This window comes from Pseudomonas arvensis (assembly GCF_056688935.1).
In genome coordinates this window covers 2,543,339-2,561,370 of the sequence record NZ_CP162038.1, presented here as the reverse complement: position 1 = coordinate 2,561,370, position 18,032 = coordinate 2,543,339, and the positions used below count along the sequence as shown (strand labels likewise).

Sequence of the window (18,032 nt, the reverse complement as noted above, 5' to 3'; positions counted from 1 at the left end):
GATGAATCTGTCCCCCCTCAATCGTCGCCGGTTCGAGCGTTTCAAAGCCAACAAACGTGGCTGGTGGTCGCTGTGGCTGTTCCTGATCCTGTTCGGGCTGAGCCTGGGCGCGGAGCTGATCGCCAACGACAAACCGCTGGCCGTGCACTACGACGGCGACTGGTATTTCCCGGCGCTCAAGCGCTACCCGGAGACCACCTTCGGCGGCGAGTTCCCGCTGGAAGCCAACTACAAGAGCCCGTATATCCAGGAGCTGCTCAAGGCCAAGGACGCCTGGACCTTGTGGGCGCCGATCCCGTTCAGCTACCAGAGCATCAACTACGACCTCAAAGTGCCAGCCCCGGCGCCGCCGTCATCCGTGAACTTGCTGGGCACCGATGACCAGGGCCGCGATGTACTGGCGCGGGTGATCTACGGTTTTCGGGTGTCGGTGCTGTTTGCCCTGACCCTGACCATCCTCAGCTCGATCATTGGCGTGATCGCCGGGGCCTTGCAGGGATTCTACGGCGGCTGGGTCGACCTGGCCGGGCAGCGTTTCCTGGAAATCTGGTCCGGGCTGCCGGTGTTGTATCTGTTGATCATCCTCGCGAGTTTTGTGCAGCCCAACTTCTGGTGGCTGCTGGGCATCATGTTGCTGTTTTCGTGGATGAGCCTGGTGGACGTGGTGCGCGCCGAGTTCCTGCGCGGGCGCAACCTTGAATACGTGCGTGCAGCCCGCGCCTTGGGCATGCAGAACGGCGCGATCATGTTCCGCCATATCCTGCCCAACGCCATGGTCTCGACCATGACCTTCATGCCGTTCATCCTCACCGGCGCCATCGGCACCCTTACCGCCCTGGACTTCCTCGGCTTTGGTTTACCCGCCGGCTCGCCGTCCCTGGGCGAACTGGTGGCCCAGGGCAAATCCAACCTGCAAGCGCCGTGGCTGGGCATGAGTGCGTTCGCCGTGCTCGCGATCATGTTGAGCCTGCTGGTGTTTATCGGCGAGTCCGCTCGCGATGCCTTCGACCCGAGGAAATGAGATGAATCAGGACAATCTGATCGAAATCCGCGACCTCAGCGTCGAGTTCGTCACTGGCGAGCATCACCACCGCGTGGTCAACAACGTCAGCTTCGACATCAAGCGTGGCGAAACCATCGCACTGGTCGGCGAAAGCGGCTCCGGCAAATCGGTGACCGCCCATTCGATCCTGCGCCTGCTGCCCTACCCGCTGGCGCGGCATCCGAGCGGCACCATCGAGTACGCCGGGCAAGACCTGCTGACCCTCAAGGAAAAGACCCTGCGGCACATTCGCGGCAACCGGATCGCGATGATCTTCCAGGAGCCGATGACCTCGTTGAACCCGCTGCACAATATCGAGAAACAGATCAACGAAGTGCTCGGCCTGCATAAGGGGCTGACCGGCAAGGTTGCCACCCAGCGCACCCTGGAATTGCTGGAACTGGTCGGCATTCCCGAACCGCACAAACGCCTCAAGGCCCTGCCCCATGAATTGTCCGGCGGCCAGCGCCAGCGGGTGATGATTGCCATGGCATTGGCCAACGAGCCGGAGTTGTTGATCGCCGACGAGCCGACCACGGCGCTCGACGTGACGGTGCAGTTGAAGATTCTCGAACTGCTCAAGGAATTGCAGGCGCGCTTGGGCATGGCCTTGCTGCTGATCAGCCACGACCTGAACCTGGTGCGGCGCATTGCCCATCGTGTGTGCGTGATGCAGAAAGGTTGCATCGTCGAGCAGGCCGAGTGCGAGACGCTGTTCCAGTCGCCGCAACACCCTTACACCCAAGAACTGCTGGCGGCCGAGCCCAGCGGAGGTCCGGCCAATAACGTAGTGGGGCCGCCGCTGCTGGTGGTCGATGATCTCAAGGTGTGGTTCCCGATCAAGAAAGGCTTTTTGCGCAACACCGTCGATTACGTCAAAGCGGTGGATGGCATCAACTTCAGCCTGCCCCAAGGGCAAACCCTGGGCATCGTTGGCGAAAGCGGCTCGGGCAAATCCACCCTCGGTTTGGCGATCCTGCGCTTGATCGGCAGCAAGGGCGGCATCTGCTTCGAAGGCCAACAGCTTGACCGCCTGACGCAGCAACAGGTACGCCCGCTGCGCCGGGAAATGCAGGTGGTGTTCCAGGACCCGTTCGGCAGCCTGAGCCCGCGCATGTGCGTCAGTGAGATCGTTGGCGAAGGTTTGCGCATTCACAAAATGGGTACACCGGCCGAGCAGGAAGCAGCGATTATCGCCGCGCTCAAGGAAGTGGGCCTGGACCCGGAATCCCGGCATCGCTACCCCCATGAGTTCTCCGGCGGCCAACGTCAGCGCATCGCCATTGCCCGTGCACTGGTGCTCAAGCCGCGCCTGATTTTACTCGACGAACCCACTTCGGCCCTGGACCGCACGGTGCAACGCCAGGTGGTCGAACTGCTGCGCAGCCTGCAGGCCAAGTACAACCTGACTTACTTGTTTATCAGCCATGACTTGGCGGTGGTGAAAGCACTGAGTCATCAACTGATGGTGGTCAAGCATGGGCAGGTAGTGGAACAGGGCGATGCACGGGCGATTTTTGCCGACCCGCAGCATGCGTATACCCGGCAGTTGCTTGAGGCTGCGTTCCTCGTACCGGCCTGAATGCATGCTGGCCACCCGCTGGGACTTCTGACCGCAGGCCAATGGCCTGCCGCCGTGATCGACACACGCCACGGCATTCCAGGAAGCGCCTGCTACTGCGCCAGCGCCATGGGCGTCGATGATCCGGGTTCCCCTTAACTCGGACATACGTTCATGGAAGACTCCACTAGCTTCGGCCTGATGTGGGACACGTTGCCGCACAATACCGCAGAGTCAATCACCCCCGGCCCGATGCACGCGTCTTTGAGTGAGCCCCAGGCGTTGCACGCCGTGGGCGACAACGCCTTGATCAGGCAATTGATCGGCCTGTTCTCCGACGGGGCAGAGGCGCCGTTGCCAACGCCCGCGCAGCCTGTGCGGGTTGCCGCATCTTCATTGTTGGGACAGTGGACCGGGCTGTTCAGCAAGGCGATCCATGCCAGCCACTTCAAGGCCTGGGCCGCCGATCGGAACGTTGACCTCAAGACCCTGAGCGTGTGTACCAGCACACTCCGCGTCAGCGCTCGCGGACAGCCCAAGGTCTACACCCTGGGCGATACGTCAGCGTGGTGGTCAGTGGCCAACCCCATTATTGCCATCAGCCATATGGTCGACCCCTCGGACCTGGGCGTTCACTACCTCGCCCCCCTCGCCGATGACGATGCATTCACGTTGCCGCTGAACCTGGTTCTGGCCTTCCATGGTTATCCGCTGCCAGCCAATCGCTTTACCGCGTGGAGCATGGTCGAGGAGCTGCAAGCCCTGCGAGGGTTCCCGGTATTCGACGACAACGGACGCAGCACGTCTATCATCGAGGCGGAACTGACTCACCAACAGCGCGACTTCCAACAGTTGGCCGAGGCCCTGGAATCGCTGATCAGCGGTGGAAGGTTGCTGTTTACACGGGACATCTACCTCACCAGCCTGCAACTGAACTCAGACTCCAAATTGGCCAGAAGCCTGCGCGAAGCAGCCATGCTGTTGCAGGCAGTTATCAACGAGAACGATCTCGCCGGTCCGGCCGATGCGCCAACCCGTGCGCATTTCGACGCGCAGCGCAATCGCATCTGCGTGCTGGCCCACGGCAGTGAGCAGGAGCAAAGCACCTGGGCCCACGAGTCACCTGATACGCGCTGGGAGCGCCTGACTTTGCTGGGTACGCAACTGCGCACACACCTTTATCCCGGCCACAGCGTGAGCCTCGCGGCCGTGTTGAAGGCTTACGGCTTTGAGCGCCCATCGGGGCGGGCAGAGATCCGTGCCCTGATTCAACGCCTGCGCGATTGGGAAGTCCCCGCTGCACCGTCGATCCTGCACACGAAGCACTCGTACAAGCAGTTGCTGCGCTATCGGCGCCTGGTCGGTCAGTTGAATGATCGCTACACGCTTTGCACCGTGCTCTCAGAGGTGATCGCCGACGGCAAGCTGCATGGACCTGAAGGCCTTGACCGCATCATCGCCGTCGACCCGGACGGCCTGCAGCCGTTCGTCAACAAGGCCTATGTTCACCTGCGCCAGTTGACCGACGACCCGGCCTTCGTGAGCCTGCGCACACGCGAAGGGATTGACCCGGCCAGCCACGTGTTGCTGTCGGTTTCCGGTGAGATCGGTGCGTACGCCATGGATGGCAGCTGGAAATCCCTGGAGCGCGCCGTCACTGCCAACGACCACCTGTTTGCGCTGAAACTGGCGTTGATGAAACTGGCCGCCAAAACCGGTGGACAGTTGCGCACCAACGGTGCGGTGAGCCTTGCACAAGGGTTGCGGCTTTATCAGTTTGGCTTGCCGGAAACGCTGGCCCAGGTACGCACGCTGGTGCAGCGCCTGGAAACTCCACTGCCCTTGCCCGCCAGCCATGGCTCTTACTGGCGCGCACTGACGCCCGTCGGCACGCAACCATCGGCCGGGGTCCTGACGCCGCGGCAACGCCAACAGATCGTGGAATTGAGTGACGCTTTCATCGCAGGCCGCAGCGACGCACTGTTCACCTGCCTGTGCCAACCCTGGCTGGCCGGCAAGTCGACGGCCGAGGTGCGCGCAGAGGCCGATTACCTGCTGGTGCGCGTGCTCGATTCGCCGCTGGCCCAGGCGTTGGGCGAAACATTGTCGGACACCCTGCACTGGCACGACAGCCATGCCCGCGACAGCTCGGAGCGTGGCAGCCGGACAGCGCTGATAGCAGCAGCCTTGATCCTGAGCATCGACCCACACTTCGACGCGCACCCCACGCGCCTCGTCTACCTCGACTGGCAGGATGACTATTTTTGGGGGGAACCCATCACGTTCGTGCGGGACTACCTCGAAAGCGTCCTGCCCAGTTTGGACAAGCCGGTTGCTGCACTGGCGGCACACTTGATTCTCAGTGGGAAAGGTCCACATATGCTGGTGCGCGAGATTCACGACGCCGCCGCACACCTGAGTTCCCATACGTGGGTGTTGTTTCGCCAATACGTGATGTACCTCGAACGGCTGCTGCCGGGTGCCTCGCGCCAACTGACCTACGCCCAGATCATGTCTCTTGCCAATCTGCCACCAGAGGGTGCCTGGAAAACTTTCCTCGCAAGCGCCCACGCGGCCGTGCCGATCATCGACTGGGCAGTGGTCAATGGCATTCTGCAGCCCCAGTCACGCTACGGCACGTTTGCGGTGAATACGGCAGTAGACGCCCTCAACACGCAATGCGCGCGCTTGCGTTCCACCCTCGAAGCATTCGCCGAACCCGTGGTGAGCCTGCGCGAGACTGCGCGCAATGATCTGCGCAGGGTCTACCCGGACAATCCCTGGCTCGACGCGCGGATTCTGATGTGGCTGCCGGAAAACTCCCCGTTCTCCGAAAGCGGTCGCTTCGAGAATGTGTATAACGGCCCCAAATACTCGTTCATCGACCTGCACATGGCCGACCGCCTCGACGTCACCGAAACCAAATGGCACTCGTCACAAGCCGAGATCAAATACCAGCAGATGACCAGGCGTTTTCATCTGCTGGGACGCATTTTCAACGTATTTTCCCAGGCGTTCGACCAGAAACTCCAGCAGCTCAAGGCCGCTTACCGGGAGTCCATTTGCTATTGGCTGTCGCAACTCACGCTGCCTCAGCGTGAGGCCCTGGAAAATGGCCGAGTGCGGTTCTTCCGTCTGGTTCGGCCAGCCACCGCGCAAGGCACGCCACTCAGCGTCGGTCGCTTTGGTGTTCTAATGCGTGTCGCCTATCTGAGCCAGCTGGATTTTTATGAGTGCTTCCCCTGTCAGCTAGTGATAATGACGCGTCGCGACATTGACGACGAGCAACTCAGGCGTGCCGTCGATACGGCCACACGGCAGCCGTGGATGCGTTTTGACTGGACGGCCTATGCAAAGGGTAGTTGGCCGGTGGAACCTGCCCTGCTGCCGGAGAACACCGAGGTGGTCATCCAGGCGCTGGGGAACGAGCTACCCGAACCGGATGAGATTGCGCCACCGGACATGCTGGGCCGCCGTGTGCCGCGCACCCTTGATTCAGCGCGCTCCCACGCCGTGGCAGACGCGATCCTCGCCCATCAGTTGGAAGACAGTCAGGCTTTGAGCGAAAAGGCCAGGCTGCCGATCACGCTGGAAGCGGCCGTGAGCGAGCACGATCCCTGGGCTGACTTCCTGCGCAGCATGGCGCTGAAGTCCGGCTGAAGCTTGAACAATCGCCGCGTTTGTATAAGGCTGCAGGCTTGCTCATTCGTTCACGTCAGGGAGTTGCCTCCATGCCCGCCTCTACCGCTCCGCTGTTCTGGCGTGATCCGGCGCTCGCGTTTCTCGAAGCGCGCAGCATCGCCGACGGGCGCAAGGTCACTTACACGCGGCATGCCCACGAACATTTCTCCATCGGTGCGGTCACGGCAGGCCGCAGTTATTACCACTACGGCGCGCAGACTTTCGAAATCAGCGCCGGCACGCTGGTGCTGATGAACCCCGGCGATGTCCACGCCTGCAATCCGATCGAAAACGAGCCGTGGTCGTACCAGATGCTGTACATCGACACGCCTTGGCTGACCGATCTGCAGCACCAGTTGGGCTTCAGCGCCGATCAGGGTTTTCGCCCGTTCAGTACGCCGTACAGCCGTGATCCGGTGCTCTACGAGGGTTTGCTGGAGCTGTACCGCATCGTCGTCGATGAACAGGCCGAGCACCTGCACAAGCAAAGCGCGCTGGTCAGTTACTTCAGCGATGTACAGCAACGCCTGAACCCGTCCGATACGCCTTTGCGCGAGGTCAACTACAAGCTGGAGCGCGCTGCCGAGTACATCCGAGCGCACTGCACGCTGGCATTGAAACTGGAAGACATCTGCCTGGCGGCCGAGTTGTCGCCGTCGTACCTGATCCGAGCATTCAAGCAGTATTACGGGCTGACGCCCCATGCGTTTTTGGTCAACCAGCGTATCCAGTTTGCCCGCAGCCAACTGCGTGAGGGCGGTCTGATCGCTGATGTAGCGCTTGCCGCAGGCTTTGCCGACCAGGCGCATTTTCAGCGTGCCTTCAAACTGCATTTTGCCGCCACCCCGGGGCAGTACCGCGACCGTCTCAAGCCATCAGCAAATAACCCACACTGGCCACCAGCAACGCGGCCATTGAGCGGTTGAACACACGCACGCCTTGAGGGTTGCTCAGGTAGCGGCGCAGAAAGGTGCCCGCGTAAGCCCAGCACGCCACCGACAGATAGCAGATCACCAGGTAGAGGCTCGCAAACAGCCACACTTGCCCGGCGTCGCCATCGGCCACAAACAGCCCCATCCCCGCCACGCAGGCCAACCAGGCCTTGGGGTTGAGCCATTGCATGATCGCGCCGTAGAGCATCGACGGTGCAGTGGCCGTGCCAACGGCGTCCAGGCGACCATCATCGACGGCCAGTTTCCAGGCCATGTACAGCAAAAAGGCCACGCCGCCCCATTGGATCAACTGGGTCAGGACCGGCCAGCGCAGCAGCACTTCATGCAAGCCCAGACCGATCAGCACCAGCAGCAAAGTGAAGCCGACGGCAGCGCCAAACACGTGTTTCTGACTGGCGACAAAGCCGAAGCGCGCACCAGAACTCAGCGCCACGACATTGACCGGTCCCGGTGTGATGGAAGTGGCCAGGGCGAAGGCGGCCATGGAAATAATCAAGCTCATTGCGGTTCCCTTTTTATGGTGATGCATAAAGAGGGTTCCACGGTATAAGGCCGCGCCGAAACGGTATTGAACAAAATCACCCTGGCAACGCACGGGACTGCTTCACAAACAGCTCACGCTCCCTGGCCTTCACATGATCAAGGAAAAATGCGCACCCACGCCAGCACGTACGCCCTCGCCCACCGCCAGCGCTACCGAACCGGCGGCAAGGGACGTATCACCACAGGCAAACACACCGGGCACCGAGGTTTGGCGGGTTTCGTTGGTGTGCACATAAGGGCCCGTGGGGCCGTCGGCCAACTCACAGCCCAGGTGTTCCACCAGCGGACTGATCTGTGTGCGAGACATCGTGAACACGCCATCCAACGCAATGACGCGACCGTCAACCAACTCCAGGTCTGCACGTTCACCGCTGATAGCGCTGACGGCGGTGCTTTCCACACGGACTGCGCGCCGATCCAGCTGGAGCTTTTGCTCGGCATCCGGCGTGAATACGCCATTGGTGAACAAGGTGGTGGTGCCCCAATCGGGCAACATCAGCGCATGGTGCATCGCCAAGGGCGAAGTCGCCAGGACGCCGATGCGGCCCTGCTCAAGCTCGTAGCCATGGCAGTACGGGCAATGGAACACCCGTTTGCCCCAGCGTTCTTTCAAGCCCGGGATCGCTGGCAACTCATCGACCACGCCGGTAGCCAGGATCAGGCGCCTGGCCTTGAACGCTCCGTTGCATGGGGTGCGCACGCTGAATCCGTCCAAGTGCCCGCTGGCCTGAACCACACTGTCCTGCACCCATGTGACCGTCGGGTACTCCATCAACTGGCTGCGCCCTTCGGCGGCGATGACCTGCGGCGGTTGGCCGTCCTGGCCAAGAAAGCCATGGGAGGTGGCTGCAAACCGGTTACGCCGTTGCCCCGCATCAATCACCAGCACCTTGCGCCGCGCCCGCGCCAGTTGCAGGCCCGCAGACAGGCCGGAATAGCTGCCGCCTATGATAATGACGTCATGCATCATGGAAGGTGACCTCATGTGATACGCACGCGGTTATCCGCGCGCTTTCACGACACACCATAAGTTACGTAAAAATACGCCGTCAAGTGTCTCGCAACTTATCGGGTTACGAACGATACTTTGCGCCGGCTCAACCTGAGGTTTATCGATGAGAAATGACACCCGGCTTTCGCGCATGCTGCACGTGTTGATCCACATGGGGCGCCACGAGGAACGCGCCACGTCGCAGACGATTGCGCAAATGCTCGGCACCAACCCGGTGGTGGTGCGGCGCACCCTCGGCCGGCTCAAGGAGAAAGGCTATGTGCGCTCGGAAAAGGGCCACCAGGGCGGCTGGAGCTTGGGTAAACCCCTGAGTGAGATTACCCTGCTGGATATTCACAGCGCGCTGGGCACGCCATCGATCTTCGCGATCGGCCTCTCGACCGATCACCCGGAGTGCCTGGTGGAACAAGCAGTGAATGCTGCCCTTACCGACGCTTTCGAACAGGCCCAGGCGCTGCTCTTGAAGCGTCTGGGCAAGGTGACACTGGCACAATTGGCCGAAGACTTTGACGAGCGTTATCGACTGGCAATGCTGCCCTAGCGCTGCGCAGGAATGCGGATATCGCCCTCGCGGCATTGGGTTTTCACACTGCGCGGGCAGCCGGCGAACGCCAGGTCCTTGGTCAGGCACACGCGCACTTCCGACAGCACCTTGCCTTTGCAAATCACGGCCACCCCATGATTGCCCATGCGCGGGTTGCTCTCGCGAAACAACGCCTCGATCTCAGAGGCAGGCAACGATGGCGGTGTATTGAACGGCTGCAGTTGCGTTGGGATGGCAACAACGCCCAGTGCCGCGTCGGTTTTCTCCAGGTAGGCCAGCGGTTCAAGCCCGCTGCAAGTGCCGTGCTTGGCCCACTCGTGCTTGAGCAGCGAACGGGTGGGGAACAATGCGGCGCCCTTGTCCAGCTCTTCGCGGGACAAGGACGACTGCGGGTTACAGGACGCCGGCCACCCGCCCTTGGCGTATTGCGGCCACAGGCCGTGCAGCACAAATCCGTAGCCTTTGCCCGAACACTGCTCATTGTCCGGGTGCGTCAGGCAAAACGTCGGCGACCATGACAGCGACAACACATAAAAATCAAACTCTCCAGGCGTCCCCTGACTCCGTGGGGCCGCCATAGCACCTGTAGCGAACACGAGGCACAACGTTATCCAGTATTTCATCCGTCTATTTCCTTGAAAAAGCAGGTATATCGCGCCTAGCCGGGATGATGGGGGTTGCGTTGTAGCACCTTGTCCAGGATCCGGTCGGTCTTCAACGCCTCGATGGCCAGCGACGGATGCTCGGCTTCACCACGTATATGCGCGTTCATGGCCAACACGTGGTGCCACTGGATATGCGTGTGGCACGGCACGTCCAGCACTTGGTTGATCTCACCTTCGAGATGCAGCGGTTGGTCTTCGAAGACCGCAAACGTGATGCGGCCCCTGCTGCCGATCAGCTCGACCTTGTCTTCCCGGCGGTCGGCAACAAAGTTCCAGCACCCCATGCCCAATGCGCCCGAGCTGAAGGTCCAGCAGGCGGTAACCGCGTCCTCGGCCACATAGCGCCCGGCCTGACGTGCGCTAAAGCCCGACACCTCGACGATATCGCCGGCCAGGTACTGGAACAGGTCAAACCCATGGCTGGCCAGGTCGGCAAAGTAACCGCCACCAGCGACCAGCGGGTCGGTACGCCAATTGGCGGCGCTGGCGTCCTCGGCAGCCGGTGGTTTGCACAGGGTCCAGGTGAGCTGGCGCAGTTCGCCGATGCGACCGTCGCGCAACCAGTCGCGTACTTGCACAAAGCGCGGCAGCGAACGGCGGTAGTAGGAGACAAACAGATGCAGCCCGGCGCGCTCGAAGGTGCGTTGCATCAACGCACTTTGCTCGGCATTCAGTGCCATAGGTTTTTCGACGCAACAGTGCTTGCCGGCCGCAGCCACCATCAGGCTGTATTCGAGGTGGCTGTCGGGCGGAGTGGCGATGTACACCGCGTCCACTTCGGGGTCGTTGATCAGCGCCTGGGCGTCGGTATAAAAACGGGCAATCCCATGGCGTGTCGCATAATCGCGCACGGCGGCTTCGCGGCGCCCCATCACGGCCACCAGGGCCGAACCTGGCGCTTTGTAGAAAGCGGGTCCACTCTTCAATTCAGTGACACTGCCACAACCGATCATGCCCCAACGTACGGTGCTCATCTCTTTCCCTCGTGCGTTTTGTTCAGTCGGGCAGTATCCACATAGCTGCGCCGACACGCCATAAACAGTTAGCATGACAATTGCATTACACTTTTATGACAATCATCCCGGGGCGGGGGCACAGACGATGAAAATCAGGGCAACGGTCATTTGCGAACACGAGGGGCATATCCTCTTCGTGCGCAAGGCCAGATCAAAATGGGCCTTGCCCGGCGGCAAGGTCGAGCGTGACGAACGCCCGGTGGGCGCCGCCGAACGCGAGTTGGAAGAAGAAACCGGGTTGAACGTGGATGGCCTGCTGTACCTGCAGGAACTGAAGGCCCGCGACACGCTGCATCACGTGTTCGAAGCGTCAGTGGTGAATATTGCGCAGGCGCGGCCGTGCAACGAGATCGCCGATTGCCAGTGGTACGCCTTTGGCGCACTGGACCAGTTGGACACCACCGATGCCACCAGACACATCGTCAAATCCTTTCTGCGTCGCCTGTAACCCCCGGTGGTTGGCCGACATCTTGGCGCCAAAAAGCGCCTGTCACGACCTCTCGTCTGCTGCCCCTGCTTACGCTTGACTCAAGGTGTCAATCAAAAGAGGCTCTTGGCTATTCGCCATCATCCCCGAGCACGCCCATGAGCATCGATCCCCCGAGCCAGCCCGACAGTGACGTGTACCGAACGCTGCTGGAGTCGACCAAAGCCATCCCCTGGCGCATCGACTGGCAGACCATGACCTTCAGCTATATCGGCCCGCAGATCGAGACATTGCTGGGCTGGACCCCGCAAAGCTGGGTCAGCGTGGACGACTGGGTCGAGCGCATGCACCCGGATGACCGGGAATACGTGGTGAATTTCTGTGTGTCGCAGTCCCGCGCCGGCGTGGACCACGAGGCGGATTACCGAGCGCTCACGGTCAACGGCGACTACGTGTGGATTCGTGATGTGGTGCACGTGGTGCGCAAGGATGGCGAGGTCGAAGCCCTGATCGGCTTTATGTTCGATATCAGCGAACGCAAGAAAACCGAAGAGCACTTGATACGCCTGCAAAAACAACTTGAGGAATATTCCTATCAGGACGGTCTCACCGGCATCGCCAACCGGCGCATGTTCGACACCGTGCTTGAGCGCGAATGGGCCAGCGCCCTGCGCAGCCAGTTGCCGCTATCGTTGCTCATCCTGGATATCGATTTCTTCAAGCAGTACAACGATCACTACGGCCATATCAAGGGTGATGAATGCCTGCGCCAGGTCGCACGCACGCTGTCCCAGGCGGCCAATCGACCCAGGGATTTCATTGCGCGTATAGGCGGTGAAGAGTTTGTATGGCTGCTACCGGAGACCGACGCGGCATCAGCCAAACAGGTGGCGCGGCGTTGCCTGCACCTGATCTGCCAGCAGCAGATCGAGCATGGTTTTTCGGCAGTGTCGAACCTGCTGACCCTGAGCCTGGGCGTCGGTACACGTATCGTCACACCCGACAGCCCGATGCTGGGTTTTGTCGAGGATGTCGACAAATTGCTTTATCAAGCCAAACGCAATGGACGGATGCGCGCGGAGTTTGCAGAGGGTGAAGTTTGACGCTGGCGGTCAAATTCCAGGCAAAAAAAATCCCAAGTAGCTGATGGAAACTTGGGATTTAAAAATGCATAAACCGTGGGAGGTGAACGCCCGGCTATAGTAACGATTGTAAAAACGTGTAACAAGACTATTTCAATCCATTCGTCGGATTAAAAAGTTGCGTAAGTCCTTCAATAACCACATGTTTTTTAAGGTGGTGAGAAATTCCAGTGCCACTTTTTGGTGCAACTACCGGGCATATTTCCACTTATAAAAAGGGGTTATTGACTACCACAACGCTGCACGCTTTGAAGTTCGTTCATCAGGCACTTGGTTCAATAGACGATACAACGGCAGGCACGCGGCCTGGATCAATAGCATGCGGATCACTTGCATCGCCGTCACCAACGTGACCGCCAGCCCCAGCGCCTCGGCAGTCAGGCTCATTTCCGGGGCGCTGCCCGGCATCATGCCTAGGGCCAGCGACAGCCACGACAGGCCCAGCCACGTCCCCAGCCCCCAAGCGGCCAACCCGGTGGCAATCACCGAACCTGCAATCAACACCACTACCTTCAGTAGAAAGCCCGGCGCACGACGGAAAAAACCTCTGTCAAACGCAGCGCCCAGAGCGCAGCCAATCAAGAGCTGACCCGCGCCGCTCAGCCATCCCGGCATGCTCATCGACAAGTTATTGCAGCCCACCCCCACCGCACAGATCACGAACGGCCCGAATGTCCACGGGTTAGGCACGTTGCAGTGTTTGAAACCCAGCGCCGCCAACCAGCCCATGGCCAGGATGAAAACCAGCCAGGGCCAAATCACCGGCAAAGGGGCCTGTGCAACCCCAGGCGATAGGCCAAAGGTCGCGATAGCTGGCACGGCCAGCAGGATCAGCAACAAGCGGACACTGTGGGCAGCCGCGATAAAACCGGGGTCCGCCTGGCGTTGACGGCCCAAGTGGACCATCTCGCTGGAATTGGCCGGCATCAGTGCGAAGAACGCCGTGCCGAACGGCGCACCCCAGCGATTAAGGATCAACACCGAACACAGTGCCAACACCAGGGTCAGCAACACCGCCGTGACGATCAATCCAAGATGGGCCGCCACTTGCTGCATCACCGGCAAGGTGAAATGGCAGCCGATGGCGACCGCCACGATCAATTGCCCGGCTTGGCGGCCGTGGGGGATTTCAGGGGCTGGGCCGCCGGTGCAACGGGTTATCAGCACCGCAAGCAGCGAGCCAATGACCCATGGCAACGGCCATCCCGCCCAACTGGCGAGGCTGGCGCCCAAGGCTCCAATGATCAGAGTGATAAGCCAATACGGGCGAAGAGTGAGGAACATGATAAATCCGGCATGGAGAAGAGTGCCGACAGGTTATAGACTCGACCTCATCACAGAAAATATCCATTTGTTAAGCAACTCATCACTCTTTGTTATGCGAGCTTTTATGAACTTGAAAGCCTTGGAATATTGCGTCGAAATCGCCCGTCAAGGCAGCTTCACCAAAGCTGCTCAGGCCCTGCATGTGGCGCAACCGGCGTTGAGCATGGCGGTGGGTCGGCTGGAGGATGAGTTGGGGGTGGCCCTGTTCAACCGGGCCACGCGACAGATCAGTGTCACGGCAGAAGGCCAGTTGTTTCTGGCGCGTGCTGAAGCCTGCCTGCAGGGGTTGCAAGGCGCGCGGCGCGAACTGCAAGACTTGACCCAATTGCACAGCGGCGAGATCCGCGTCGGCGTGCCGCCCATGTATGGCATCCGCCATATTCCCGAGTTGCTGATGCAGTTCCGTGCCCGCTACCCCGGCATCGCGATGCATGTCGTGGAAGGCAGCGCCGATGACATCAGCGAGCGCCTGGCCACACGGGACATTGATGTCGCGCTGCTGGAGTCGCGGCGCGTCGATCCGGGCTGGGAGTCGGTGTTGCTTGGCAGCGATGAAATGGTGTTGTGCATGGCTGAGCAGCACCGGCTGGCGCGAGCGGCGTCGATTTCGGCGCCCCAGTTGCAGGACGAAGCAATGCTGGTGTTCGACAACACCTTCCTGCAACGCCACCTGCTGGACACCTTTTGCAGCAATGCCCGCGTGCGTTTCAATATCGCCCTGGAGAGTAACTTCGTGCCGCTGGTGATTGCCGCTACCCGCAGCGGAATGGGCGTCTCCACCCTGCTGCGTTCGGTCCAGGAGCAAGAACCGGGAATCGCCGGCGTGTCTTTCAAGCCCGCCCAGTTCATGCACTTCAACCTGTGCTGGCGCGCCAGTGAGTACCTGTCCCAGGCCAATCGACGGTTTATTGAAACGGCCAAGTTGTTCTTTCAGGAAGATGCCGGCTCGCCGCTGTCGCGATGATCACTTGCGTGCGACTTTGTAGCGAACACAGTCCTGATAGAAGCTTTGGCGGATCGCCTCGGGCTTGAGGCGTGAACGGCTGTCGTAGGTCTGCTCGGTGATGCCCATGGCCATCATGCGCATCCACGACTTGTTGAACTTGATCGTCTGGATCTTCTGCCGCGCAGCGTACAGCGATACCCCTGAAAGCTTGAGTTCCTGGGCCCTGGCGGCGGTGCCGGCGCCCCAACTGCACATGTACTTGTCACCCTCGCGCAGTTCCCGAGCCTGCACGGCAGCCGCGCCGCCGGCCAGGGAGCAGGCGATCAGCATGATTCCAACATTGCGCATTTGCATCCCCACCTAACCGCCTGAAAATAAAAGCGATTCTGGCGAGGATTTTGTTACAAAGGGGCCATTAAATTGCCTTATCGACAAAACTTTATGGCCACAATTAAGCCCCTCACCCAGGAAGTTCAGGCGTTTACCACTGATAAGTCGCACTCGCCTGCACCGTACGCTGCGAGCCATACCAGCACCACGAGTACGAATAGCACGACGCGACATACTCTTTATTCGCCAGGTTAGTGGCGTTCAGCGCCAGGCGCAGGTTGTCCTTGAGGTTGACGATGTTCTTGATGTCGTAGTGCACCGCCGCATCGAACAAGGTGTAGCCCGGTACTTTCAGAGTGTTAGCCGTATCGCCCCACGAGGAACCGACATAACGCGCCCCTGCCCCTGCCCCAAACCCCTTGAGGTTGCCGTCATGGAAGGTGTAATCCGCCCACGCCGAGGCCGTATGGCGCGGAACCGCGTAGGTGGTGGTGCCCTCGGCATTGATCGCCGGGCCTACGCCGATGTCGCTGATGGGCGCATAACGCACGGTGTTGTTGGACTTGCTGATGCGATTGTCCAGGTACGCGTAGGCCGCAGTGATGTCCAGGTTGTCATTGAGGCTGGCCTTGCCTTCCAGTTCAAACCCACGGGATTGCACTTCGCCATCCTGGCTCTGGCAGCGTCCGGTGCCGCACAGGTGCGTAGGGTCCGGATCGGTTGTCAGGACGTTGCTCTGGCGCAGGTCAAAGATTGCCGCGGTGATAAAGCTATTGCTGCCCGGCGGCTGGTACTTGATGCCGATTTCATACTGCTTGCCTTCGGTCGGCTTGAACACCGAGCCACCATACCCAGTGCCTGATTGGGGGTTGAACGACTCCGAGTAACTGGCATACGGCGCCAGGCCATTATCGAACAGATAAACCAGACCGACGCGCCCGGTGAAGGCTTTGCTGTCCAGCGAGGACTGGCTCTTGGTCGCCGTACGCAGGGTCTTCGTGGTGCTGTCAGTGCTGGCCCAGTCATAGCGACCGCCCAGCAGCAACACCCACTTGTCCCACTTCATCTGTTCTTGCAGGTAGACGCCGGTCTGTTCGCTGCGCGACGTGCCGTCGGTGGTGTACGCCGGTACCGCAACGGCGGCGCCGTAGACCGGGTTGAAAATATCCAGGGTCGGCCCGGCAGTGTAGATGCCTGAACCGGACAGGGTATCGGTGCTGGTGTTCTGATAGTCGAGCCCCATCAGCAAGGTGTGCTGCACCGGGCCGGTGTCGAATCTGGCTTGTACCTGGTTGTCGAGGGTATACGCATCCATGTCCACATCGGTGGCGATGGTCGAACGGCGGATGGTCCGATAATCCGTCATCAGGTAGTTGCTGTAGAGGCTGCGGTACTGGCCTTCGCTGCGCAGGTAACGCGCGTTCTGGCGCACGGTCCACACATCATCGAAGTGATGTTCGAAGGCGTAGCCGATGGAATAGTACTCGCGGTCGCTCTTCTCGAAACTCTTTTCCCCATCATAGAAATCCACATCGATGCTGCGCCCGGTCGGGCTGTGCAACACCGAGCCCCAGGCCGGCACCGAGCCGTAGGACGCGCCTTTAGGGTCCTTCTGGAAATGCCCAAGCAGGGTCAGCGACGTGGCGTCGTCCGGGCGCCAGGTGAACGCGCTGGACAGCGACTGGCGACGGGTCTCGGTGTGTTCGACCTGGCCGTCGGCGTCGTCGAACAGTCCGGCGACGCGGTAGGAATACACGCCCTGATCGTCAATCGGCCCGCTCAAATCGAAGGTGGTGCGCTTCTTGTTGAAGGTGCCGTATTCCACGCCCACTTCATGAAACGGCGTGTCCAGCGGGCGCTTGGTGACCATGTTGATCACCCCGCTCGGCGTGCCCTGGCCGTACAGCACCGACGCCGGGCCGCGCAGCACTTCAACGCGCTCCAGGTCGAAGGCGTCTTTTTGCGGCAAGGCGTCACGGCTCGACGGCATGCGCAGGCCATCAAGATAAGTGGCCGGAGCGAAGCCGCGGATGGTCAGTTGGTCCAGGCGCGAAGCGGTAGCGCCACGGGTTTCCGGGACCACGGCGGCGCTGTAGCGCAGGATCTGGTTAAGGCTCTCGGCGTTCTGCGCACGCATCTGGTCCTTGGTGACGATGGAGATCGACTGCGGCGTTTCGATCAGCGCGGTGTCGGTCTTGGTCCCGGACAGGCTGCGCGTGGCCACATAACCGGACACCGGCCCGGTGGGACTTTCGGCCTGGTAGGCGCCGCTGATCGTGGTGGCCTGCAACTCCATGGCGCCGCCGTTATCCGGGATGGCTTCCAAGCGGTAACGGTCGGCGGAAATATTCAGGGCTTGCAAGCCGCTGCCGGCCAGCAGCTGGCTCAGTGCCACATCTGTGTCGTATTGCCCGCTCAAGCCATTGCTGACCTTGCCTCGGGTCAAGCTTGCATCAAACGCCAGCACCAACCCCGCCTGCTCGGCCAGGCTATTGAGGGCCTGGCTCAAGTCACCGGCCCGGATCTGGAAGCTGCGCACGGTGCTGCTGCTTGCTTGGGCATAGGCGGATTGGACATTCAGCAACGGCACGGCGGCAAAAGCCACCGCCGCTGACAGGGCCAGTGGATGCAGGGGACGAGCGAGGCGCGACATGGGAAATCCTGGGTCATGGAGGTTCTATTAACCATGACGGCCATGTCCGCAAATCGGGCAAGGATGAGAGCGGTTTTTATTTGAGATAGTTTATCCGGGCCTTGCTGCAATCAGTCGGCTCGCTTTTTTGTGTAGCCCTTTGAGGTGGGTTTACGCGGTTTTTCTCCAGCATTTGTCAGCCCATTCTGATT

Annotated in this window: 15 protein-coding genes; 8 read left to right on the top strand and 7 right to left on the bottom strand. The window is 60.6% G+C overall.

What is annotated here, in order from left to right:
- The first annotated feature begins 1 nt into the window (after position 1).
- The 4 genes from AB3G88_RS11560 (at position 2) to AB3G88_RS11545 (ending at position 7,210) form a co-directional block, all read left to right on the top strand.
- The gene (locus AB3G88_RS11560; protein WP_032885814.1) at positions 2–1,021 is read left to right on the top strand and encodes an ABC transporter permease; all 1,020 of its coding nucleotides are present in this window, start codon (positions 2–4) and stop codon (positions 1,019–1,021) included.
- A gap of 1 nt (position 1,022) precedes the next feature.
- On the top strand, positions 1,023–2,624 hold the full coding sequence (locus AB3G88_RS11555; RefSeq protein WP_400526874.1) for an ABC transporter ATP-binding protein: 1,602 nt from the start codon (positions 1,023–1,025) through the stop codon (positions 2,622–2,624).
- A 153-nt stretch (positions 2,625–2,777) separates the two neighbouring features.
- Positions 2,778–6,263 (top strand): hypothetical protein, encoded by a 3,486-nt coding sequence (locus tag AB3G88_RS11550; RefSeq protein ID WP_480454082.1) that lies wholly within the window; start codon positions 2,778–2,780, stop codon positions 6,261–6,263.
- 71 nt (positions 6,264–6,334) lie between these two features.
- The gene (locus AB3G88_RS11545) at positions 6,335–7,210 is read left to right on the top strand and encodes a helix-turn-helix transcriptional regulator (protein ID WP_158876181.1); all 876 of its coding nucleotides are present in this window, start codon (positions 6,335–6,337) and stop codon (positions 7,208–7,210) included.
- Here the strand turns inward: AB3G88_RS11545 and AB3G88_RS11540 are convergent.
- A complete protein-coding gene (locus AB3G88_RS11540; protein WP_099582772.1) occupies positions 7,152–7,739 on the bottom strand; it encodes a LysE family translocator in 588 nt (195 codons plus the stop codon). The genes AB3G88_RS11545 and AB3G88_RS11540 overlap by 59 nt on opposite strands.
- A 129-nt stretch (positions 7,740–7,868) precedes the next feature.
- Positions 7,869–8,750: an NAD(P)/FAD-dependent oxidoreductase gene (locus AB3G88_RS11535; protein ID WP_112194969.1), complete on the bottom strand. Its 882-nt coding sequence runs from the start codon at positions 8,748–8,750 to the stop codon at positions 7,869–7,871.
- A gap of 145 nt (positions 8,751–8,895) precedes the next feature.
- Here AB3G88_RS11535 and AB3G88_RS11530 point away from each other — a divergent pair, with 145 nt between their 5' ends.
- A complete protein-coding gene (locus AB3G88_RS11530) occupies positions 8,896–9,333 on the top strand; it encodes an Rrf2 family transcriptional regulator (RefSeq protein ID WP_099582770.1) in 438 nt (145 codons plus the stop codon).
- On the opposite strand, the gene AB3G88_RS11525 is transcribed toward AB3G88_RS11530, so the two are convergent.
- On the bottom strand, positions 9,330–9,959 hold the full coding sequence (locus tag AB3G88_RS11525; RefSeq protein WP_480454080.1) for a ribonuclease T2 family protein: 630 nt from the start codon (positions 9,957–9,959) through the stop codon (positions 9,330–9,332). The two genes, AB3G88_RS11530 and AB3G88_RS11525, sit on opposite strands and share 4 nt — an antisense overlap.
- Positions 9,960–9,994: 35 nt before the next feature.
- Entirely contained in the window at positions 9,995–10,975 is a 981-nt protein-coding gene (locus tag AB3G88_RS11520; protein WP_191947852.1) for a Gfo/Idh/MocA family protein, read from the bottom strand.
- A 127-nt stretch (positions 10,976–11,102) separates the two neighbouring features.
- Between AB3G88_RS11520 and AB3G88_RS11515 the strand changes: the two genes are divergently transcribed.
- Positions 11,103–11,465 (top strand): NUDIX hydrolase, encoded by a 363-nt coding sequence (locus tag AB3G88_RS11515; protein WP_191947851.1) that lies wholly within the window; start codon positions 11,103–11,105, stop codon positions 11,463–11,465.
- Positions 11,466–11,602: 137 nt separating this feature from the next.
- Positions 11,603–12,547 (top strand): sensor domain-containing diguanylate cyclase, encoded by a 945-nt coding sequence (locus AB3G88_RS11510; RefSeq protein ID WP_099582766.1) that lies wholly within the window; start codon positions 11,603–11,605, stop codon positions 12,545–12,547.
- A gap of 267 nt (positions 12,548–12,814) precedes the next feature.
- On the opposite strand, the gene AB3G88_RS11505 is transcribed toward AB3G88_RS11510, so the two are convergent.
- The gene (locus AB3G88_RS11505) at positions 12,815–13,870 is read right to left on the bottom strand and encodes an AbrB family transcriptional regulator (protein ID WP_480454079.1); all 1,056 of its coding nucleotides are present in this window, start codon (positions 13,868–13,870) and stop codon (positions 12,815–12,817) included.
- Positions 13,871–13,976: 106 nt separating this feature from the next.
- On the opposite strand from AB3G88_RS11505, the gene AB3G88_RS11500 reads away from it, so the two are divergent.
- Complete coding sequence (locus AB3G88_RS11500) at positions 13,977–14,876, top strand: LysR family transcriptional regulator (RefSeq protein ID WP_480454078.1); 900 nt, start codon at positions 13,977–13,979, stop codon at positions 14,874–14,876.
- Here the strand turns inward: AB3G88_RS11500 and AB3G88_RS11495 are convergent, their stop codons facing one another.
- Together AB3G88_RS11495 and AB3G88_RS11490 are read right to left on the bottom strand one after the other, a co-directional pair.
- Positions 14,877–15,206, bottom strand: coding sequence for a hypothetical protein (locus AB3G88_RS11495; RefSeq protein WP_026139966.1), 330 nt, complete (start codon positions 15,204–15,206; stop codon positions 14,877–14,879). It lies immediately after the preceding gene.
- Between the two features lie 133 nt (positions 15,207–15,339).
- Positions 15,340–17,841: a TonB-dependent siderophore receptor gene (locus tag AB3G88_RS11490; RefSeq protein WP_480454077.1), complete on the bottom strand. Its 2,502-nt coding sequence runs from the start codon at positions 17,839–17,841 to the stop codon at positions 15,340–15,342.
- Positions 17,842–18,032: the final 191 nt, after the last annotated feature.